The organism is Streptomyces sp. NPDC110618 (assembly GCF_055657065.1).
This window is the reverse complement of record NZ_JBVKBN010000014.1, coordinates 103974-124567: the sequence shown is the minus strand read 5'-3', so window position 1 is coordinate 124567 and position 20594 is coordinate 103974. Positions and strand designations below refer to the sequence as shown.

The 20594-nt window shown below is 70.2% G+C and carries 20 protein-coding genes; 9 read left to right on the top strand and 11 right to left on the bottom strand.

Annotation, left to right across the window (positions count from 1 at the left end):
* The first annotated feature begins 1 nt into the window (after window position 1).
* The 3 genes from ACZ7L7_RS23860 (at window position 2) to ACZ7L7_RS23850 (ending at window position 2982) form a co-directional block, all read left to right on the top strand.
* A complete protein-coding gene (locus ACZ7L7_RS23860) occupies window positions 2–772 on the top strand; it encodes an ABC transporter permease (RefSeq protein ID WP_285510079.1) in 771 nt (256 codons plus the stop codon).
* 111 nt (window positions 773–883) lie between these two features.
* A complete protein-coding gene (locus tag ACZ7L7_RS23855) occupies window positions 884–2113 on the top strand; it encodes an ABC transporter ATP-binding protein (RefSeq protein ID WP_472077053.1) in 1230 nt (409 codons plus the stop codon).
* Window positions 2110–2982 carry an ABC transporter permease subunit gene (locus ACZ7L7_RS23850; RefSeq protein ID WP_285510081.1) on the top strand — a complete coding sequence of 291 codons (873 nt, stop codon included), beginning with the start codon at window positions 2110–2112 and terminating at the stop codon, window positions 2980–2982. Before ACZ7L7_RS23855 ends, ACZ7L7_RS23850 begins: the two co-directional genes overlap by 4 nt.
* Before the next feature lie 17 nt (window positions 2983–2999).
* Here the strand turns inward: ACZ7L7_RS23850 and ACZ7L7_RS23845 are convergent, their stop codons facing one another.
* Entirely contained in the window at window positions 3000–3341 is a 342-nt protein-coding gene (locus ACZ7L7_RS23845) for an ATP/GTP-binding protein (protein WP_285510082.1), read from the bottom strand.
* A 224-nt stretch (window positions 3342–3565) separates the two neighbouring features.
* On the opposite strand from ACZ7L7_RS23845, the gene ACZ7L7_RS23840 reads away from it, so the two are divergent.
* Window positions 3566–4594: an LLM class flavin-dependent oxidoreductase gene (locus ACZ7L7_RS23840; RefSeq protein ID WP_285510083.1), complete on the top strand. Its 1029-nt coding sequence runs from the start codon at window positions 3566–3568 to the stop codon at window positions 4592–4594.
* Between the two features lie 85 nt (window positions 4595–4679).
* Here the strand turns inward: ACZ7L7_RS23840 and ACZ7L7_RS23835 are convergent, their stop codons facing one another.
* Window positions 4680–5072: an SCO5389 family protein gene (locus tag ACZ7L7_RS23835; RefSeq protein WP_093720231.1), complete on the bottom strand. Its 393-nt coding sequence runs from the start codon at window positions 5070–5072 to the stop codon at window positions 4680–4682.
* A gap of 243 nt (window positions 5073–5315) precedes the next feature.
* Here ACZ7L7_RS23835 and nucS point away from each other — a divergent pair, with 243 nt between their 5' ends.
* Window positions 5316–5987: an endonuclease NucS gene (nucS, locus tag ACZ7L7_RS23830; protein ID WP_093720232.1), complete on the top strand. Its 672-nt coding sequence runs from the start codon at window positions 5316–5318 to the stop codon at window positions 5985–5987.
* Between the two features lie 84 nt (window positions 5988–6071).
* Here nucS and ACZ7L7_RS23825 read toward each other — a convergent pair whose 3' ends face one another.
* From ACZ7L7_RS23825 to ACZ7L7_RS23815, 3 genes are all read right to left on the bottom strand, one after another.
* The gene (locus ACZ7L7_RS23825; protein WP_472077051.1) at window positions 6072–8591 is read right to left on the bottom strand and encodes an ATP-binding protein; all 2520 of its coding nucleotides are present in this window, start codon (window positions 8589–8591) and stop codon (window positions 6072–6074) included.
* Between the two features lie 277 nt (window positions 8592–8868).
* Window positions 8869–9192 (bottom strand): STAS domain-containing protein, encoded by a 324-nt coding sequence (locus ACZ7L7_RS23820; RefSeq protein WP_093720234.1) that lies wholly within the window; start codon window positions 9190–9192, stop codon window positions 8869–8871.
* 158 nt (window positions 9193–9350) lie between these two features.
* Window positions 9351–10199 carry a 3-hydroxyacyl-CoA dehydrogenase family protein gene (locus tag ACZ7L7_RS23815; RefSeq protein WP_471427641.1) on the bottom strand — a complete coding sequence of 283 codons (849 nt, stop codon included), beginning with the start codon at window positions 10197–10199 and terminating at the stop codon, window positions 9351–9353.
* A gap of 213 nt (window positions 10200–10412) precedes the next feature.
* On the opposite strand from ACZ7L7_RS23815, the gene ACZ7L7_RS23810 reads away from it, so the two are divergent.
* Window positions 10413–10985 (top strand): cob(I)yrinic acid a,c-diamide adenosyltransferase, encoded by a 573-nt coding sequence (locus ACZ7L7_RS23810; RefSeq protein ID WP_453605828.1) that lies wholly within the window; start codon window positions 10413–10415, stop codon window positions 10983–10985.
* Here the strand turns inward: ACZ7L7_RS23810 and ACZ7L7_RS23805 are convergent.
* On the bottom strand, window positions 10902–11540 hold the full coding sequence (locus ACZ7L7_RS23805; RefSeq protein WP_472077049.1) for a hypothetical protein: 639 nt from the start codon (window positions 11538–11540) through the stop codon (window positions 10902–10904). The genes ACZ7L7_RS23810 and ACZ7L7_RS23805 overlap by 84 nt on opposite strands.
* 152 nt (window positions 11541–11692) lie before the next feature.
* On the opposite strand from ACZ7L7_RS23805, the gene ACZ7L7_RS23800 reads away from it, so the two are divergent.
* From ACZ7L7_RS23800 to ACZ7L7_RS23790, 3 genes are all read left to right on the top strand, one after another.
* Window positions 11693–12886, top strand: a complete 1194-nt coding sequence (locus ACZ7L7_RS23800; protein ID WP_472077047.1) for a sensor histidine kinase — start codon at window positions 11693–11695, stop codon at window positions 12884–12886.
* Window positions 12883–13524 (top strand): response regulator, encoded by a 642-nt coding sequence (locus ACZ7L7_RS23795; RefSeq protein WP_285510089.1) that lies wholly within the window; start codon window positions 12883–12885, stop codon window positions 13522–13524. The genes ACZ7L7_RS23800 and ACZ7L7_RS23795 overlap by 4 nt, the downstream gene beginning before the upstream one ends.
* Window positions 13525–13650: 126 nt before the next feature.
* Entirely contained in the window at window positions 13651–15474 is a 1824-nt protein-coding gene (locus ACZ7L7_RS23790; protein ID WP_472077045.1) for a glycosyl hydrolase family 18 protein, read from the top strand.
* Between the two features lie 19 nt (window positions 15475–15493).
* On the opposite strand, the gene ACZ7L7_RS23785 is transcribed toward ACZ7L7_RS23790, so the two are convergent.
* From ACZ7L7_RS23785 to atpA, 5 genes are all read right to left on the bottom strand, one after another.
* Window positions 15494–15940 carry a DUF2550 domain-containing protein gene (locus ACZ7L7_RS23785; RefSeq protein WP_093720241.1) on the bottom strand — a complete coding sequence of 149 codons (447 nt, stop codon included), beginning with the start codon at window positions 15938–15940 and terminating at the stop codon, window positions 15494–15496.
* Between the two features lie 150 nt (window positions 15941–16090).
* Window positions 16091–16465 (bottom strand): F0F1 ATP synthase subunit epsilon, encoded by a 375-nt coding sequence (locus tag ACZ7L7_RS23780; protein ID WP_093720242.1) that lies wholly within the window; start codon window positions 16463–16465, stop codon window positions 16091–16093.
* A 111-nt stretch (window positions 16466–16576) separates the two neighbouring features.
* Window positions 16577–18013 carry a F0F1 ATP synthase subunit beta gene (gene atpD / locus ACZ7L7_RS23775; RefSeq protein WP_285510091.1) on the bottom strand — a complete coding sequence of 479 codons (1437 nt, stop codon included), beginning with the start codon at window positions 18011–18013 and terminating at the stop codon, window positions 16577–16579.
* Window positions 18014–18931: a F0F1 ATP synthase subunit gamma gene (locus ACZ7L7_RS23770; protein ID WP_093720244.1), complete on the bottom strand. Its 918-nt coding sequence runs from the start codon at window positions 18929–18931 to the stop codon at window positions 18014–18016.
* A gap of 21 nt (window positions 18932–18952) precedes the next feature.
* Window positions 18953–20545, bottom strand: coding sequence for a F0F1 ATP synthase subunit alpha (gene atpA, locus ACZ7L7_RS23765; protein WP_093720245.1), 1593 nt, complete (start codon window positions 20543–20545; stop codon window positions 18953–18955).
* Between the last annotated feature and the right edge of the window lie 49 nt (window positions 20546–20594).

Sequence of the window (20594 nt, the reverse complement as noted above, 5' to 3'; positions counted from 1 at the left end):
CATGGCGACGACCCAGGTCCTGCGCTCGGAGTGGACCAAGATCCGGTCGGTGGCGTCGACGGTGTGGACGCTGTCGCTGGCCGTGGTGGTCACCGTGGCCCTCGGCATGCTGATCTCGCTGCTGTCCAAGCACGAGTACGACAACCTGGACCGCGACGACCGGCTCTCCTTCGACCCGACCTTCATCAGCTTCGCCGGGATGAGCCTGGGCCAGCTGGCGATGATCGTGTTCGGGGTGCTGGTGGTGTCCAACGAGTACAGCACCGGCATGATCCGCACCTCGCTGGCCGCGGTGCCGCAGCGCGGCACCTTCCTGTCCGGCAAGATCGCGGTGGCGACCGGTCTCGCCCTGCTGGTCGGCCTCGTCACCAGCTTCATCGCCTTCTTCCTGGGCCAGGCGATGCTCGGCGAGTACAAGGCGCACCTCGGTGACGAGGGGGTGCTCAGGGCGGTCATCGGCGGCGGGCTCTACATGGCGCTGATCGCGATGCTCTCCATGGGCGTCGCCGCGATGCTCCGCTCGCCGATGCTGTCGCTGGGCATCCTGATGCCGTTCCTCTTCCTGGTCTCCCCCATCCTCGGCAACGTCCCCGCCACCAAGAAGATCGGCCGCTATCTGCCCGACCAGGCCGGCAGCAAGATCATGCAGGTGGTCACCCCGGTGGACAACGACACCCCCTACGGCCCCTGGGGCGGGCTCGGCATCATGGTGCTGTGGGTGATCGCCGCCCTGGCGGGCGGTTTCGTCCTGCTGAAGAAGCGGGACGCGTAGGGGCCGCAGATTTTGCCCGGTCATGAAGGGAACCGTCAGCGCCCGGATATCCTCCTAACCCTTACGGGGGCGTGTGCCCCGCTGTCCTGAACCTTTCGATGGGTGCGGAGCATGATCGAGGCAGTCGGCCTGACCAAGCGCTACGGCGACAAGACCGCTGTGTACAACCTTTCCTTCCAGGTGCGGCCCGGCGCCGTCACCGGCTTCCTGGGCCCCAACGGCTCGGGCAAGTCGACGACGATGCGGATGATCCTCGGCCTGGACAACCCCACCTCGGGGCAGGTGACGATCGGCGGCTACCCGTACCGCAAGCTGCCCAACGCCCCCCGGCAGGTCGGCGCGCTGCTGGACGCCAAGGCGGTGCACGGCGGCCGGACCGCCCGCACCCATCTGCTCAGCCTGGCCCAGCTCTCCGGCATCCCGGCCCGCCGGGTCGACGAGGTGCTCGGCGTGGTGGGCCTCCAGGACGTGGCGAGGAAGCGCTCCAAGGGCTTCTCGCTCGGTATGGGCCAGCGGCTCGGCATCGCCGCGGCGCTGCTCGGCGACCCCCAGGTGCTGCTCTTCGATGAGCCGGTCAACGGCCTCGACCCCGAGGGCATCCTCTGGGTGCGCAACCTGATGAAGTCGCTCGCCGCCGAGGGCCGTACGGTCTTCGTCTCCTCGCACCTGATGAGCGAGATGGCGCTGACCGCCGACCACCTGATCGTGATCGGGCGCGGACAGCTCCTCGCCGACATGAGCGTGCAGGACTTCATCGCGGCGAACTCCGCGGGCTTCGCCCGGGTGCGCACCCCCGACACCGAGCCGCAGCTGCGCGAGAAGCTGTCCACGGCGCTGATCGAGGCGGGCGGCCATGTGCTGCCCGAGCAGGACGGGGCGCTGCGGGTGACGGGGCTCGCGCTGCCCCGCATCAGCGACATCGCGCACGAGTCGGACGTACGGCTGTGGGAGCTCTCCCCGCACCAGGCGTCGCTGGAGGAGGCGTACATGCGGATGACGCAGGGCGCCGTCGACTACCGCTCCACGATCGACCAGAAGGCCGGCCTCCAGCAGCAGCTGCCCCCCGGCGCCGAGCCGCCGATGCCGGTGCCCGGGCAGGGCCAGCCGGGCTGGTACGCCCCGCCGCCGCCCCAGCAGGGCGGTCAGCCGTTCGCCACGCCCCAGGGACAGCCCGGTCAGCCCGCGCAGCCGCCGCAGAGGCCCTACGCCGCCCCGCCGGCGCCCACCGCTCCCCCGGCCGCCCAGGGCGACACCCCGAACCCGTACGCGCAGCCCGCGCCCGCGGCGCCCGCCGCCCCTGCCCCCGCCGTCGACACGACCAAGTCCGAGGACGCCCGATGAGCACCCCGCAGCCCCCGATGCCGCAGACCGCCGCACCGAACTGGCAGGCGGCGCCCGGCGCTCCGTACCCCGTCTACACCTCGCCGATCCCGGTCAAGCGCACCCACCTCGGGCACGCGCTCGCCTCGGAGTGGACGAAGATCCGCTCGGTGCGCTCCACGATGTGGACACTCGGCGTGTTCGTCGTGCTGGTCGTCGGCATCGGCCTGGCCACCGCCGCGCTGGTCACCGCCAACGCCTCGGACAGCGACCTGGCGGGCGAGAACCCGCTGTCGTTCGGGTTCTTCGGGCTGCTGCTCGGCATCATGTGCATCATGACGCTGGGCGTGCTGACCACGGCCTCCGAGTACGGCACCGGCATGATCCGCACCACGATGACCGCCTGCCCGTCCCGCGGGCGGGTGCTGCTGGCCAAGGGCATCGTGTTCTTCGCGGTCGCCTTCACCGTCACGCTGGCCTCGGCGTTCTTCGTCGCGCTCGCGGACGTCTCCATGCTGAGCGGGGCGCGCGAGCCGTCCGGCGAGGAGTGGCTGAAGGGCACGGTCGGCGTCTCGCTGTTCATCGCGCTGCTCGGCCTGCTGTCGCTGCTCGTCGGCTCGATCATCCGGCACTCCGCGGGCGCCATCACCATCATGATCGGCCTTCTGCTGGCGCCGCTGGTGATCGCGCTGTTCATGTTCTCGGAGTCCCTGGAGGACCTGCGCCAGGCCCTGTTCGAGTACTCCATCCCGAACCAGCTGAGCGCCTTCTACTCCCAGTCCCTCACCGACAGCGGCCCGTCCGGCTGGGACCCCCTGTGGATCATGCTCGCGGTCACGGCGGCGGCGTTCGCCGGCGCGTTCGCCCTGCTGGAGAAGCGGGACGTGTAGTCCGCTGGGTGGTGTCCTTAGAACCTCGGCGCGTTCCTGGACCGCTGCACCCTCGTGGTGCGGCGGTCCTTCGCGTTCCAGCAGGCCTTGTGCCAGTGGCGGCGGTCGTCCACACCGGCGTGGTCGGGCCAGGCGACCACGTGCGGGACACCGTCGGGGATCAGCTGGTCGCAGCCGGGGCAGCGGTAGGACTTGCCCTGGGCGCTGGCGCCCGCCACGTGCCGGACGTTCCAGGCCTCGCCCTGCCACTCCTCCGAGGACTGCCAGCCGCCGTAGCGGCCGCGGCCGTCGTCCTCGGCACTCCGGCCGGACGCGGCCGACGCACCGCCGGCCTTGGGACGGTTGCGACGCGGGGACACAGGACACCTCACGGGGCTATACAGGAAGCACGGGCCGCGTCCAGCGTACGCGGCGCGGGCAGGGGTAGGCGAAGGCCACCAATCCCCACAAGTCCCCCGCCACCGAAGCTCATTCTGCAGACAATCCGGAAATCCCTCCGTCAAGCCGTGTCCTCGGCACGTGTCAGACGGTTATGCCGGGCGGGGGAGCTCCGCGTCGGAGCCAAGGAAGCAGGAAAAGAGCAATGCGCGTTGGAAGTTTCATGTTGGCGGCCCAGTTCCCGGGGCAGGGCCAGGGGGAGGCGCTGCACCGCGCGGTCCGCTCGGCCGAGGTCGCGGAGGAGGCGGGTCTGGACTCGGTCTGGCTGGCCGAGCACCACTTCGTCCCGTACGGCACCTGCCCGTCCGCCATCACCCTGGCCGCCCTGTTGCTGGGCCGCACCCGGCGGATCCGGATCGGCACCGCCGTCACCGTACTGCCCACCACCCACCCCGTCGCCGTCGGCGAACAGGCCGCGCTGCTGCACCTGACGAGCGGCGGCCGCTTCTCGCTGGGCGTCGGCCGCGGCGGCCCCTGGGTGGACCTGGAGGTCTTCGGCGCGGGGCTCGCGGCCTACGAGCAGGGGTTCCCGGAATCACTCGATCTGCTGGTGCGCTGGCTGCGCGAACCCTCCGTAGGGGCCGACGGCGAGCGCTACCGCTTCCGTGCGGTCCCGGTCGTCCCGCGCCCCAGCGAGGCCCTCTCGGGCGGACCGGGGCCGGAGGTCGTCGTCGCCTGCACCTCACCCAAAAGCGTCCGGCTCGCCGCCGAGCGGGGCCTGCCGATGCTGCTCGGCATGCATGTGGGCGACGAGGAGAAGGCGGAGATGGTCGCCCTGTGGCGGGAGCAGGCGCGCGCCTCGGGCCGGTCCCCGGAGGAGATCCGCGCCGCGGCCCATGTCTCCGCCGGCGTCTGCCAGATCGCCGACCGGCGCACCGACGCGGCGGAGACCCTCCTGAAAGCGATGCCGGGCTTTCTGAAGCAGGGCCTGGAGGCCCATATGACGGTGGACGGCCGCCATCGGGTGATGCGGGACCCCCTGGCGTACACCGAACTGCTCTGCGGGCTGCACCCGGTGGGCACCCCGCGGCTGTGCGCGGACCGGCTGGCGGCGACCAGCGAACGGACCGGCATCTCCCGCTTCGCCCTGCTCGTCGAGGGCTCGGGCGATCTCGCGGCCACCGAGGAGAACGTACGGCGGCTGGGTGCCGAGGTGCTCCCGCACCTCGGCTGAACGCACCTGCCCGACCGGACGCTTGCCGCCCCGGTACTTCCATGCACCTCCCGCGTACGGAGCGGCAAGCAAGCGGCTCACCGGATCAGCAGTCCCGCAGCTCCGGCGACTGGTTCAACAGTTGGCTGCGCACCGAGGTGAAACGGGCGAGCGTCTCGTCGACCGAGGAGTCCAACGGGAACACCGCCACCCGGTGGCAGTTCTGGAAGGCCAGCCGCACACCGAAGTGCCGTTGCAGCGCACCGCGTATCGCGTCACTCGCAAGCGCACGCAGCAGCTGACCACGCGCCTGCTCGTCCGGCGGGGGCGTCTGGTTGTCGGCGAACTCTCCACCGTCGACCTTCAGCTGAGCCACCAGGGAGCTGACCATCTCCCATGCGTAGGGCAGGGAGGTCCGGACGCAGTCGACGAAGGCGGCTTCGTCGACCTCGCCTCGCTCGGCCTGTTCCAATAGGGCCGGTGAGACGTCGAGCGACATGAGTTCTCCTCTCGCACCCCCGAACAACAGGGGTTGCCGGACAGGGACGGGAGTTCACGCCTCGAACACTCTGCGTGCACGCCTCGCGACCTCCCGTTTACTACGGTAGGCAACGGCTCGGGGCGGCACCAGAAGAATGCGCACATGGACAAGTCCCCGTAGGAACACAATCGGCCACCCTTGAACAGGGCTCTTCCAGGGCGAATCGCGTGCACTGGCGCCCGTCGAGTAGCGTTGCCGACCATGCGTCTCGTCATTGCCCGATGCTCCGTCGACTACGCGGGCCGGCTCACCGCCCATCTCCCGTCCGCACCCCGTCTCATCCTGGTGAAGGCGGACGGCAGTGTGTCCATCCACGCGGACGACCGGGCCTACAAGCCCCTGAACTGGATGTCCCCGCCGTGCACTCTGAAGGAGGGCACCGGCGACGAGGAAGGCGTCTGGACCGTCGTCAACAAAGCGGGCGAGAAGCTCATCATCACGATGGAGGAGGTCCTCCACGACTCCACGCACGAACTCGGCGTGGATCCGGGGCTGATCAAGGACGGCGTGGAAGCACACCTTCAGGAGCTGCTCGCCGACCGCATCGAAACCCTCGGCGAGGGCTACACCCTGATCCGGCGCGAGTACATGACGGCGATCGGGCCCGTCGACATCCTCTGCCGGGACGCCGAGGGGCAGACAGTCGCCGTGGAGATCAAGCGCCGCGGTGAGATCGACGGTGTGGAGCAGCTGACGCGGTATCTGGAGCTCCTCAACCGCGACCCCCATCTGGCCCCGGTCCGCGGCATCTTCGCGGCCCAGGAGATCAAGCCCCAGGCCCGCGTGCTGGCCACGGACCGCGGGATCGGCTGCCAGGTGCTGGACTACGACGCGCTGCGCGGCATCGAGGACGACAAGCTGCGGCTGTTCTGACCGCGCCCAACACGACGAGAGGGCCGGGTCCTTGACGGACCCGGCCCTCCGTGTGCCGTACGCGGGCGTGTGCCGTACGCGGCCTCAGATCACGTCGGCCGAGCCGCTCGGGCTGTCCTCCGCGCTCGCCGAGGTGCTGGTCTCCGCCGGGCCGCTGGCCGTGTCGGAGGTGTCCGGGGACCCCGTCGCGGTCTCCGTCGGCGTCGGCTCCTCGGTGTCGGTCGGAGGCGTCGTCGGCGTCGTCGGCGTGCCCGTGGGCGGCTTCGTCGTCGTCGGCGGCCGGGTCGTCTGGGTCGGCGGCCGGGACGTGGTGCTCGGCGGCTTCGTCGGCCCGTCCGACGGGTCGTCGTCCGGGCGTTCGCTGCCGCTGGGCTTGTCCGACGGCCTCGCCGTCTCCGTGGGCGTCGGGTCGTCGGAGGTGCCGAGCGTGCCGTCGGGCCCGGGGTCGGTCGGACGGCTGGTCGCCGTGCCGGTGTCGCCCTTGTTCTCGCCCTCGTCAGCCTTGTCCGCGCCGAGGCTGTCGTCCCCGATGCCCTGGCTGGCCGAGGGGTTGACGCCCACCTGGTCGGAGGGTGCGCCCGCCTCGCCGTCCGAGGTGGCGCCGAGCGTCACCACGGTGCCGAGCACCGCCGCCAGGAGCGCGCCCGCGCCCGCCGCGACGAGGTTCCGCTTGGCGAGGCCCTTCAGGCCGCCGCCGGCCTTGGGAGAAGACCCCGTCGTGCGGTGGATGCTGACGAGGTCCGGGTCGCTCGGGGCCGGCCGCAGCGGCGGGAACGCCGGGGTGCCGCCGGGCGGCGACTGCGACTCCTCGTGCCGGGCGTCCGGCACCTCCTCCGCCGCCGTGGCGCCAATCCCGGCCGGGATGCCGACGCCCGGGGTGTCCCCGGTGCGGTCGGCGACCAGCGCGAGGGCGCGGCGGCCCGCCACGGTGCCCCGCTTGTCGGCGAGGGCGCCGCGCAGCCCGATGGAGGACTCCAGCTCGGCGCGGGCCCGGTCGTACTGGCCGCCGCAGAGCGCGAGGACGCCCAACTCGTGGTGGAAGTACGCCTGTTCCGCGACATCCCCGGCGAGCCGGGCGGCCTCGGCACCGGCGCGCAGGGCGCGCTCCCAGGCGCTCCAGTGCAGTCCACCGGCGAAGGCGGGCGCCGCGGTCCGGGCGAGCAGGACGGAAACGGTCTCCTCGTCCTCCTCGACGGGCGCGGTGGTCTCCGGCACCAGTGCGGTGAGCGCGGCGAGCAGGGCGTCCGCCTGCGCGCAGACCCGCTCCGGGGTGACCGAGGGGTGTGCGGCCCACCAGGCGTAGTGCTTGGCCGCGGCCAGCGCGTGCTCGCCGGCGCCCTCGGCGTATCCGGCGGCCACCAGCTGGGTGCGCACGCCCGCCGCGAGCCGGTAGGTGGCGCCGACCGGCGAGACCAGACCGCAGGCGACCAGTTCACCCAGGGCGGCGTCGGCGTGGGTGTCGTCGACGAGGGCGGGCAGGTGGGCCTGGTCCGGCACTTCGCCGCCGAGCGCGACGGCGATGCGCAGCGTGGCGCGGGCGGAGGTGCTGAGCCGGGAGGCGAGCAGCGGGGCGGGCGCGGCGGCCTCGCCGAGGGCGGGCAGCGGGATCTCCACGCTGTCGTCGACGTCGAAGGGCTCGTCGACGTCGACGGGCAGGGAGTCCTCGAAGACGCCGTACTCGTCGACGGCGCCGACCCCGGCCCGCAGCTGGTCGCGCTGGCGCAGCAGGGCGCCCGCCTGGACGAACCGCAGCGGCAGTCCCTCGGACTCGAACCAGAGGTCGCCGGCCCAGTTGGCCTCGTCCTCGGCCAGCTCCCGGCCGACGGCCCGCTCCAGCAGGTCCAGGCCCGCGGCGCGGTCCAGGCCGCCGAGGAGGACCTCCTCGACCCCGGACTCGGCGGACGGCGCGGGCACGTCGGGCGTGGCCGCGATCAGGAAGGCGCACTCGGGGGTGGCGTCGAGCAGCTCGTCGAGGGCGGCGCCGCCGATCTCGGCGTCGTCGAGGACGACGACCGCGCCGATCTCACGGACGCAGGCGAGCAGTTCGTCCCGTTCCGGGCGGTACAGGGGTGCGTCGTAGACGGCGTAGAGCAGGTCGTGCAGCAGGTCGTCCACCGTGCGGTGGTAGCCGTTGAGCCGGACGACGCCGTCGGGGGCGAGGTCCGAGCAGTCCTCGGCGACCACGTCGAGGAGGCTGGTGCGGCCCGATCCGGCGGCGCCGGTCAGGCGTACGGAGCGGCCGCGGGCGAGGAAGCGTACGAGCTCTTCGCGCTCGTCCTGGCGGGCCAGCAGGGGCAGGTCCGGCTGGGGCGGTCCCGGCGGGGTCTGCGGGCGGGCCGCGCGGTCGGCCTCGGCGCGGGCGGCCGGGCTGAGCTTCGCGGGCCGGGTCGGGCGCTCGCCGGGCGGGCAGGGCTCGATCTCGCTGCCGTCCACCGGGTTGACGGTGAGCAGGAAGTCGCCGGAGACGAGTTGCACGGTACGGGCCACTGCGGGCGCGTGCTGTCCGAAGTCGGGTGTGAGGGGGTCCCTGGGCGGGCGCGGGCGCGGCGCTGTCGCACCGTCCTCCTGGCCGTACTCCTCGGGTCCCCGGTTGTTCGGGTCCATAGGTTCAAGCCCCCCAAAAGCGTCGTGTGCCGAAGCCCCTCCCGGCCGTTGTGCACACCGCGCTGTCGCTTCTGGTCCGGGCCCGCTCGAAGGGTTGTCACGCAGCGGGCGACCGAACCCTAAACCTTCGCACAGTATCTACGACAGGCCGGGGTAGCGCGCCGTCCGAGACATCACAGGTTCATGAGGATTGCGTGCGTGATGCCCTTCGCAACCGGAACGTCCGATCCCTGGAACCTGTCGTTCCGTAGGCCCTGGCCCCACCCGCTCCGAGGGGTCACACGCGTGGCAGCGACTCCACGCCGATACCGCCCTCGATGGCGAGGATCCGGTGCAGCCGGGTCGCCACCAGCAGGCGCTGCATCTGCGGCGGCACCGCGCGCAGCACCAGGCGCCTGCCCGCGCGGCCGGCCCGCCGATGCGCCCCCATGATCACCCCGAGTCCGGTGGCGTCCCAGAACTCCAGCTCGGACAGGTCCAGCACGAGATCGCCGACTCCGTCGTCGACGGCCGAGTGCAGGACCGTACGGGCGTCCGCCGCGCTGCGGACGTCGAGGCGGCCCCCGACGACCAGCTCGGCGTGGTCGCCCCTGATGTGCATAGCGCTCCCCTAGGCGTGCGTTGTGTGCTCCGCGATGTGTGTTCCGGTGATGCAACCTCTGACGGCCCAAAGCAGTCAGAGGTTGCCGTCTGTAAGCGAACCGATACCGAATTCACCCCAGCGGGTGATGCTCCTGGGATGTGTGCGGTTTTCGGGGCTCAGTACGTGTAGAAGCCCTGCCCGCTCTTGCGGCCGATGTCACCGGCGTCAACCATCCGGCGCATCAGCTCCGGCGGAGCGAACTTCTCGTCCTGGGACTCGGTGTAGATGTTGCTGGTGGCGTGCAGCAGGATGTCGACGCCGGTGAGGTCCGCCGTGGCCAGCGGGCCCATGGCGTGCCCGAAGCCCAGCTTGCAGGCGAGGTCGATGTCCTCGGCGGTGGCGACGCCCGACTCGTAGAGCTTGGTGGCCTCGACGACGAGCGCCGAGATCAGCCGGGTGGTGACGAAGCCGGCCACGTCGCGGTTGACGACGATGCAGGTCTTGCCGACCGACTCGGCGAACTCGCGCGCGGTGGCGAGGGTTTCGTCGCTGGTCTTGTAGCCGCGCACCAGCTCCACGAGCTGCATCATCGGCACCGGCGAGAAGAAGTGCACGCCGACGACCCGCTCCGGGTGCTCGGTGGCCGCCGCGATCTTGGTGATCGGGATGGCGGAGGTGTTGGAGGCCAGCACCGTCTCGGGGCGTACGAGCTTGTCGAGCGTCCGGAAGATCTCGTGCTTGACCTCCAGCTTCTCGAAGACGGCCTCGACGACGATGTCGGCGTCGGCGGCGGCGTCCAGGTCGGTGGTGGCGGTGATCCGGGCGAGGGCGGCCTCGGCGTCGGCGGCCTCCAGCTTGCCCTTGCTGACGAACTTGTCGTACGAGGACTTGATGCCGTCGGTGCCCCGCGTGAGGGCCGCGTCGGTGACGTCGCGCAGAACGACGTCCCAGCCCGCCTGTGCGGAGACCTGGGCGATCCCGGAACCCATCAAGCCGGCGCCGATGACGGCAAGCTTCCGTGCCACTGTGCGACTCCCCAATACACGCTGATTTCGGTGTCGGCCCCGCGCGAGCGCATACGAGCGAAAGGGGGCCTCTCGGCCGGACCCTAGCGGCAGTGAGGCGCTGTGTGATCGGTTAGTAACGCGAGTCACGTCTCATCTGACGGACATCACACCGGGGCGGCTCACAGGACGCCCCGGACGGCGTAGTTGAGGGGTGGTTACTACGCTGACCCCATGGTCAATCTGACGCGTATCTACACCAGGACCGGCGACAAGGGCACCACCGCCCTCGGCGACATGAGCCGGGTCGCCAAGACCGATCTGCGGATCTCCGCGTACGCGGACGCCAACGAGGCGAACGCCGTGATCGGTACGGCGATCGCGCTCGGCGGTCTGGACGAGGAGGTCGTCGCGGTCCTCACCCGCGTCCAGAACGACCTTTTCGACGTGGGCGCCGACCTGTGCACGCCGGTCGTGGAGAACCCGGAGTACCCGCCGCTGCGGGTCGAGCAGTTCTACATCGACAAGCTGGAGGCGGACTGCGACCGCTTCAACGAGCAGCTGGAGAAGCTGCGGTCCTTCATCCTGCCGGGCGGCACCCCGGGCGCGGCCCTGCTGCACCAGGCGTGCACGGTGGTGCGCCGGGCCGAGCGCTCGACGTGGGCCGCGCTGGAGGTGCACGGGGAGTCCATGAACCCGCTCACCGCGACCTACCTCAACCGGCTATCGGACCTGCTGTTCATCCTTGCCCGTACGGCCAACAAGGCGGTCGGGGACGTGCTCTGGGTCCCGGGCGGGGAGCGCTGACGTCCCGGACGCCTTCTCCTCGGCCGGCGCCTTCTTCGGCCAGATCGCGTAGGTCAGCGCGACCAGGCCGTGGATGCCGGCCGCCCGCCAGGCCACGTACATCCAGCTCCGCAGGGACTCGGTGCGGCTCGGGTCGTCGACGTACCACATGGCGACGAGCAGCAGGACGCTCGCGGTCGCGGCGGCGGTGACCGTGCCGAGCCAGACCTTGCCCTCGTGGCGGGCACGGGCCATGCCGTAGCGGGGCGGGCCGACCGGCGGCGGGGCGCCGCCGAGGCGGTGCGCGGCATGGCCGTCCAGCCACTTCACGGTGCGGTGGCCGTGGCCCACGGTGTAGCCGATGTAGAGCGCGGCCAGCCCGTGCGTCCAGTTCGGTTCGGCGCCGTTCTTCAGGTCGATGGCGGTGGCGACCAGCAGCACGACCTCCAGCAGCGGCTCGCACAGCAGCAGCGCCATCCCGGTGCGGGGCATCCGCAGCAGATAGCGGAAGGACAGTCCCGCGGCCAGCAGTACCCAGAAGCCGACCTCACAGATGATGATCAGCGCGACGATCACGGCTCGCTCCTCTCGGTCACCCTTCCAGGCTCCCGGCACGGGGCGCCGTTTTCGTCGTCGTCGCTGACGAACCCGGGGTACATCGAAAGATGCAGTGCGGGACCCTTCCCGGGCATCAGGCACCGGGGCCGGGTGCCGTGTTGGATGGAGTCATGGCCGTACCGCTCCCCCGCCCGCACCGCGACGACGCGTGGATCGCGCTCGCGGGCCTGCTCGGCGGACTGCTCATCTGGGGCGTCGGGCTCGGCAACCGGTCGGCGGACGACCCGGTCGTCGTCTGGGACGGCCGCTGGCCGGTCCTGGTGCCGCTGTTCGTGATGGCCGGGTGCGAGCTGCTGCGCCGCACCCGCCCCCGGCTCGGTCTGGCCGTCGGCACCGTCGCGATCACCGGGGACGTCCTCACCCAGGGCAACCTGGTGACGGTCGTGATGTTCACCGACCTCATCTACGCGGCCGTGCTGTACGGCCCGCCCGCCACGGCCCGCCGGGTGCCCTGGATCACCGGCCTGCTGACGGTGCTCGGCACGGTGGTGCCGATCGCGGTCTGGCAGGTGCCGGAGGCGCTGCTGATCGGTATGGTCGTCGGTCTCGTGACGTTCACGCCCGCGGCCACCGGCTGGATCGTGCGCAACCACCGCGACGCCGCCGAGGCGGCCCGGCTGCACGCCGAGCAGACCGCGCTGCTCGCCGAGATGGACCGCGCCCAGGCGGTGTCCGCCGAACGCGCCCGGATGGCCAGGGAACTGCACGACATGGTCGCCAACCATCTGTCCGCGATCGCCATCCACTCCACCGCCGCGCTCTCCCTCGACGACGAGCAGACCTCCCGGGACGCGCTGGAGGTCATCCGGGAGAACAGCGTCCAGGGCCTCTCCGAGATGCGCCGGCTGATCGGCATCCTGCGCGACAGCAGCGGCGACCTGGAACCGGCGGCGGCGCCCACGCTGGACGGGCTCGCCGCGCTCGTGGAGGGCGCCCGCACCAACGGCCTCGACGTCCGTCTCAGCGCCGAGCACGGCAAACTGCCCGCCCCGGTCGAACTGGCCGCCTACCGCATCGTCCAGGAGTCCCTCACCAACGCCCTCAAGCACGCCGCCCCGGGCCGGGTCACGGTCGGCCTCGCGCAGCGCGACGGCGTCCTCGACATCCGGGTGACCAGCCCCTACGGCGACCGCGACGGCCCTCGCGCCCCCGGCTCCGGAGCCGGTCTGGTGGGGATGCGGGAGCGGGCGGCGCTGCTCGGCGGCAGCTTCGAGGCGGCGCCCGAGAGCGGCCCCGAGGGCAAGGTGTGGGCCGTACGCGCCACGCTTCCCGTCACCGACAACTCCCAAGGAGAGAGCGAATGATCCGCGTCCTCGTCGCCGAGGACCAGTCCGCCGTCCGTGCCGGGCTGGTCCTCATCCTGCGCAGCGCGCCCGACATCGAGGTGGTCGGCGAGGCGGCGGACGGCGAGCAGGCGGTGGCCCTGGCCCGGGAGCTGCGGCCCGACCTGGTGCTGATGGACGTGCAGATGCCGCGGCTTGACGGGGTGTCGGCGACGCGGCAGGTGGTGGAGGAACAGCTCGCGGACGTACTGGTGCTGACCACGTTCGACCTCGACGAGTATGTGTTCGGGGCGCTCAGGGCGGGCGCTTCGGGGTTCCTGCTGAAGAACACCGAGGCGCGCCAACTCCTGGACGCCGTACGGACCGTGGCACGCGGCGAGGGGCTGATCGCGCCCGCCGTCACCCGGCGTCTGATCGCCGAGTTCGCGGCCGGGCAGCCCCGGGAGCCGAAGGCCGATCCCCGGGTGCTGGAGTCGCTCACCCGGCGTGAGCGCGAGGTACTGGCCTGTCTGGGCGAGGGCTTGTCCAACGCGGACATCGCGGGGCGGCTCGACATGGCGGAGGCGACGGTGAAGACGCACGTCAGCCGGTTGCTGGGAAAGCTGGAGCTGCGCAGCCGGGTGCAAGCGGCGGTGCTGGCTCAGGAGTTGGGGCTGTAGCACCCACCGTCACGGACTGGTCTGGACCTATTGACCTGTGGTCCAGACCTTTCTATTCTCGCGGCACCGTGGGCGTGGAGGCTCAGCACGCCCTCTCACCCTCTTACCCAGACAGGGAGGCGCAGCATGCGCTTCAGACACAGAGCCGCGGCAGGGTTCGCGACCCTGTTGCTCCCCTTCGCCGGCATGGTGGGTCTCGCCAGCCCCGCCCAGGCCGCGGCCGAAGCCACCGCCACCTACGCCAAGACGCAGGACTGGGGCTCCGGTTTCGAGGGCAAGTGGACGGTGAAGAACACCGGCACGACCACCATCACCTCCTGGAAGGTGGAGTGGGACTTCCCCTCCGGCACCTCCGTCACCTCCGGTTGGGACGCCGACTTCAGCTCCTCCGGCAACCACTGGACCGCCAAGAACAAGTCCTGGAACGGCACGCTCGCCCCGGGCGCCTCCGTCTCCTTCGGCTTCAACGGCAGCGGCTCCGGCTCCCCGTCCAACTGCAAGCTCAACGGCGGCAGTTGTGACGGCGGCACGGTCCCCGGCGACTCGGCACCGTCCGCGCCGGGCACCCCGACCGCCTCCAACATCACCGACACCTCGGTGAAGCTCACCTGGAGCGCGGCCACCGACGACAACGGCATCAAGAACTACGACGTCCTGCGCGACGGCGCCAAGGTGGCCACCGTCACCGGCACCAGCTACACGGACAGCGGCCTGACCGCCGGCACGGACTACTCCTACACCGTGCAGGCCCGCGACACCGCCGACCAGACCGGCCCGGTCAGCGGCGCCGTCGCGGTGCGCACCACCGGCGACGACGACGGCGACCCGGACCCGGGTGACAAGGTCAACCTCGGCTACTTCACCGAGTGGGGCGTCTACGGCCGCAACTACCACGTCAAGAACCTGGTGACCTCGGGCTCCGCGTCCAAGATCACTCACATCAACTACGCGTTCGGCAACGTCAAGAACGGTCAGTGCACCGTCGACGACACCTACGCCGCCTACGACAAGGCCTACACGGCCGACCAGTCCGTCAGCGGCCAGGCCGACACCTGGGACCAGCCGCTGCGCGGCAACTTCAACCAGCTGCGCCAGCTGAAGGCCAAGTACCCGCACATCAAGGTGCTCTACTCCTTCGGCGGCTGGACCTACTCCGGCGGCTTCGGCCAGGCGGCGCAGAACGCGGCCGCGTTCGCCAAGTCCTGCAAGGCCGTCGTGGAGGACCCGCGCTGGGCCGACGTCTTCGACGGCATCGACATCGACTGGGAGTACCCGAACGCCTGCGGTCTGACCTGTGACACCAGCGGCCCGGCGGCGTTCAAGAACCTCGCCCAGGCGCTGCGTGCCGAGTTCGGCAAGGACTACCTGGTCACCGCCGCGATCACGGCCGACGGCTCCAACGGCGGCAAGATCGACGCGGCCGACTACGGCGGCGCCTCGCAGTACCTCGACTGGTACAACGTGATGACGTACGACTACTTCGGCGCGTTCAACAAGACCGGTCCCACCGCCCCGCACTCGCCGCTGACCTCGTACAACGGCATCCCGCAGGAGGGCTTCAACTCCGCCGCCGCGATCGCCAAGCTCAAGGCCAAGGGCGTGCCCGCCGGCAAGCTGCTGCTCGGCATCGGCTTCTACGGCCGCGGCTGGACCGGCGTGACCCAGGCCGCCCCCGGCGGCTCGGCCACGGGTGCCGCCCCCGGCACCTACGAGGCGGGCATCGAGGACTACAAGGTCCTGAAGAACACCTGCCCCGCCAACGGCACCATCGCGGGCACCGCGTACGCCTACTGCGGCAACAACTGGTGGTCGTACGACACCCCGGCGACCATCGCCGGAAAGATGAGCTGGGCCAAGAACCAGGGCCTGGGCGGTGCCTTCTTCTGGGAGTTCAGCGGCGACACCAGCAATGGTGAGCTGGTGACCGCCATCAGCAACGGGCTGAAGTAACCACCAACAGCAAGATCAGCTAAGCAACATTGACGCGCTGACCGGGCGGGGCTGCCTCAAGCCACGCAAGAAATCCGGTCAGCGCGTCTTCGCTCATCGCGAGCTCAAGCCGCGTGCCCCGGTGCAGGCAGGTCAGCACCACATGGTCGGAGAGCAGCGCCAGCTCCTCCTCGCCCTCCGGAAGCCGGCGCCCGGCCACCTCGATCGCGGCGCGCTCCAGAATGCGGCGCGGGCGATAGGCGTAGGAGAAGACCCGGTACCACTCGATGCGGTCGCCGTTGTAGCGGGCGACACCGTAGGACCAGCCCTTGCCGCTGGTGTCCGGTTTCTCCGGGGTGTTCCAGCGCAGCGAACAGTCGAAGGTGCCGCCGGAGCGCTGGATGAGTCTGCGGCGCAGCCCGAAGACGAACAGTCCCAGCACCACGAGGGCTACGACGATTCCGCTCACAGTCAGAGCGAGGACCATCGACACCGACCTCCTCGTCTCCTCTGTACCTTCGAATCAGGTAACGGAACGGAAAAAACATCCATATCTGCCTCAGCCGCGGCCGGCACCGGATCACTCCGGTCCCAGCCGCGGCTGAGTGACATCATCGCGTGACGCGACCGCGCTGAGTCAGCGGGCCGCCGCAGCACGCAGCCGGACGTCGGCGCGACGCTCGGCGGAGGCGTCGGCCTCCGACTTCGCGCGCTCCAGCGCCCGCTCCGCACGCTGGATATCGATCTCGTCCGACAGCTCGGCGATCTCGGCCAGCAGCGACAGCTTGTTGTCCGCGAACGAGATGAAACCGCCGTGCACCGCGGCGACGACCGTCCCACCTTCACTCGTACGGATGGTCACCGGGCCCGACTCCAGCACACCGAGCAGCGGCTGGTGACCGGGCATGACGCCGATGTCGCCGGACGTGGTGCGCGCGACGACCAGGGTGGCCTGACCGGACCAGACCTCTCGGTCGGCCGCGACCAGCGCGACGTGCAGCTCAGCAGCCAAGGGTGGCTCCTCGGGTCACCACCCGGCGGTTGTGCCGGGTGTTGGTTACAAGTCTAGTAGGCGTGAAAGAGGGGGCGGGACGCACCCGCCCCCTCTTCAAGAGCGCGAGGCTCAGGAGACGCCCAGCTCCTTCGCGTTCTTCTTCAGGTCCTCGAGACCACCGCACATGAAGAACGCCTGCTCCGGGAAGTGGTCGTACTCGCCGTCGCAGATCGCGTTGAACGCGGCGATCGACTCGTCCAGCGGCACGTCCGAACCGTCCACGCCGGTGAACTGCTTGGCGACGTGGGTGTTCTGGGACAGGAAGCGCTCCACGCGACGGGCACGGTGGACGACGAGCTTGTCCTCCTCGCCCAGCTCGTCGATACCGAGGATCGCGATGATGTCCTGGAGGTCCTTGTACTTCTGCAGGATCGTCTTGACGCGCATGGCGGCGTCGTAGTGGTCCTGCGCGATGTAACGCGGGTCCAGGATCCGGGACGTGGAGTCCAGCGGGTCCACGGCCGGGTAGATGCCCTTCTCGGAGATCGGACGGGACAGAACCGTCGTCGCGTCGAGGTGGGCGAAGGTGGTGGCCGGGGCCGGGTCGGTCAGGTCGTCCGCGGGGACGTAGATCGCCTGCATCGAGGTGATCGAGTGACCACGGGTCGAGGTGATGCGCTCCTGGAGGAGACCCATCTCGTCGGCCAGGTTCGGCTGGTAGCCCACCGCGGAGGGCATACGGCCGAGCAGGGTCGACACCTCGGAACCGGCCTGGGTGAAGCGGAAGATGTTGTCGATGAAGAACAGCACGTCCTGCTTCTGCACATCGCGGAAGTACTCCGCCATGGTCAGACCGGCCAGGGCCACGCGCAGACGGGTGCCCGGGGGCTCGTCCATCTGACCGAAGACCAGCGCGGTCTTGTCGATGACGCCGGAGTCCGACATCTCCTCGATCAGGTCGTTGCCCTCACGGGTGCGCTCACCGACACCGGCGAACACCGACACACCGTCGTGGTTGTTGGCGACGCGGTAGATCATCTCCTGGATGAGCACCGTCTTGCCGACGCCGGCGCCACCGAACAGACCGATCTTTCCACCCTTGACGTACGGGGTGAGAAGGTCGATGACCTTGACGCCGGTCTCGAACATCTCGGTCTTCGACTCAAGCTCGTCGAAGTTCGGCGCCTTGCGGTGGATGGACCAGCGCTCACCGTCGTAGGACTCGTCGACGTTCAGCACCTCACCGAGGGTGTTGAACACCTTGCCCTTGGTGAAGTCGCCGACCGGGACGGTGATGCCCGTGCCGGTGTCGGTCACCGGGGCCTGGCGGACCAGACCGTCGGTGGGCTGCATCGAGATGGTGCGGACCAGGCCGTCACCCAGGTGCTGGGCGACCTCCAGGGTCAGCGTCTTCTTCTCGCCGGCGTTGGCCGGGTCGGCCACCTCGACGTGAAGGGCGTTGTAGATGTCGGGCATCGCGTCGACGGGGAACTCCACGTCGACGACCGGGCCGATGACCCGGGCGACGCGGCCCGTGGCAGCGGCCGTCTCAACTGTCGTCGTCATTTACCTGTCACTCCCCGCGCTCGCGTCGGCCAGGGCTGCGGAGCCACCGACGATCTCGCTGATTTCCTGGGTGATTTCGGCCTGGCGGGCCGCGTTGGCAAGCCGCGAGAGCGTCTCAATGAGCTCTCCGGCGTTGTCGGTGGCCGACTTCATCGCGCGCCGCGTGGCGGCGTGCTTGGAGGCGGCCGACTGGAGCAGCGCGTTGTAGATACGGCTCTCCACATAGCGCGGCAGCAGGGCGTCGAGGACGTCCTCCGCCGAGGGCTCGAAGTCGTACAGCGGAAGGATCTCGCCCTTCGGCGCCGCCTCCTTCGCCACCTCTTCGAGGCTGAGCGGCAGCAGCCGCTGGTCGAGCGCCGTCTGCGTCATCATCGAGACGAACTCGGTGAAGACGATGTGCAGCTCGTCCACGCCGCCGTCGGCCGCGTCCTTCTCGATGGCCTCGATGAGCGGTGCCGCGACCTTCTTGGCATCCGCGTACGTCGGCTCGTCGGTGAACCCGGTCCACGACTCCGAGACCTTGCGCTCACGGAAGTTGTAGTGCGCCAGACCACGCCGGCCGACGATGTACGTGTCGACCTGCTTGCCCTCGCGCTCCAGGCGCTCGGTCAGCAGCTCCGCCGCCTTGATGGCGTTGGAGTTGAAGGCACCGGCGAGACCACGGTCGCTCGTCAGGAGCAGCACCGCGGACCGCGTGACCGTCTCGGCCTGCGTGGTCAGCGGGTGCTTGGTGTTCGAGCCGGTACCGACCGCCGTGACCGCGCGGGTCAGTTCCTGCGCGTACGGCGTGGAGGCCGCCACCTTGCGCTGCGCCTTGACGACGCGCGAGGCGGCGATCATCTCCATCGCCTTCGTGATCTTCTTGGTCGCGGTGACGGATCGGATGCGACGCTTGTAGACCCGGAGCTGGGCTCCCATGAGTCAGGTCCCTTCCTTACGTCACTTGGCGGCAGCGGCCGGAGTGTCCTCGCCGAGCAGCTTGCCGTCGGAGGTCTCGAACTGCTTCTTGAAGTCCGCGATCGCGTCGGCCACGGCCGTCAGCGTGTCGTCGGACATCTTGCCGCCCTCCTTGATGGAGGTCATGAGGCCCTGCTCCTTGCGGTGCAGGTACTCCAGCAGCTCCTTCTCGAAGCGGCGGATGTCCGCGACCGGCACGTCGTCCATCTTGCCGGTGGTACCGGCCCACACGGAGACGACCTGGTCCTCGGTGGACATCGGCTGGTACTGCGCCTGCTTCAGCAGCTCGACCATGCGCTGACCGCGCTCCAGCTGCGCCTTCGACGCGGCGTCCAGGTCGGAACCGAAGGCGGCGAACGCCTCCAGCTCACGGAACTGGGCCAGGTCCACGCGCAGACGGCCCGAAACCTGCTTCATCGCCTTGTGCTGCGCGGAACCACCGACTCGGGAGACGGAGATACCGACGTTCAGCGCGGGGCGCTGACCGGCGTTGAACAGGTCCGACTCCAGGAAGCACTGGCCGTCGGTGATGGAGATGACGTTGGTCGGGATGAACGCCGAGACGTCGTTGGCCTTGGTCTCGACGATCGGCAGACCGGTCATCGAGCCGGCGCCCATGTCGTCGGAGAGCTTCGCGCAGCGCTCCAGCAGACGGGAGTGCAGGTAGAAGACGTCACCCGGGTAGGCCTCACGGCCCGGCGGGCGGCGCAGCAGCAGCGACACGGCGCGGTAGGCGTCGGCCTGCTTCGACAGGTCGTCGAAGATGATGAGGACGTGCTTGCCCTCGTACATCCAGTGCTGACCGATGGCCGAACCGGTGTACGGCGCCAGGTACTTGAAGCCGGCCGGGTCGGACGCCGGGGCGGCGACGATGGTCGTGTACTCCAGCGCGCCGTTCTCCTCCAGCGCGCGGCGGACCGACGCGATGGTCGAGCCCTTCTGGCCGATGGCGACATAGATGCAGCGCACCTGCTTGTTCGGGTCGCCCGAGCGCCAGTTGTCGCGCTGGTTGATGATCGTGTCGACGGCCAGGGCGGTCTTGCCGGTCTGGCGGTCACCGATGATCAGCTGACGCTGACCACGGCCGATCGGGGTCATCGCGTCGACGGCCTTGTAGCCGGTCTCCATCGGCTCGTGCACCGACTTGCGCTGCATGACCGTGGGGGCCTGCAGCTCAAGGGCGCGACGCCCGCTGGTCTCGATCTCGCCGAGGCCGTCGATCGGGTTGCCGAGCGGGTCGACAACGCGGCCGAGGTAGCCCTCGCCGACGGCCACGGAGAGGACCTCACCGGTGCGCTGCACCGGCTGTCCCTCCTCGATGCCGCTGAACTCACCGAGGACGATGGCGCCGATCTCGCGCTCTTCCAGGTTGAGCGCGAGGCCGAGGGTGCCGTCCTCGAACTTCAGCAGTTCGTTGGCCATGGCCGAGGGAAGACCCTCGACCTTCGCGATGCCGTCGCCGGCAAGGGTGACCGTACCGACCTCCTCGCGCGAGGCCGCGTCCGGCTTGTACGACTGGACGAAGGTCTCCAGTGCGTCCCGGATCTCCTCCGGCCGGATCGTGAGCTCCGCCATCTGGGTTCCCTGCTCTCCTTGTTGGGCCCGAAGTTTCTTTGGGGGTCTG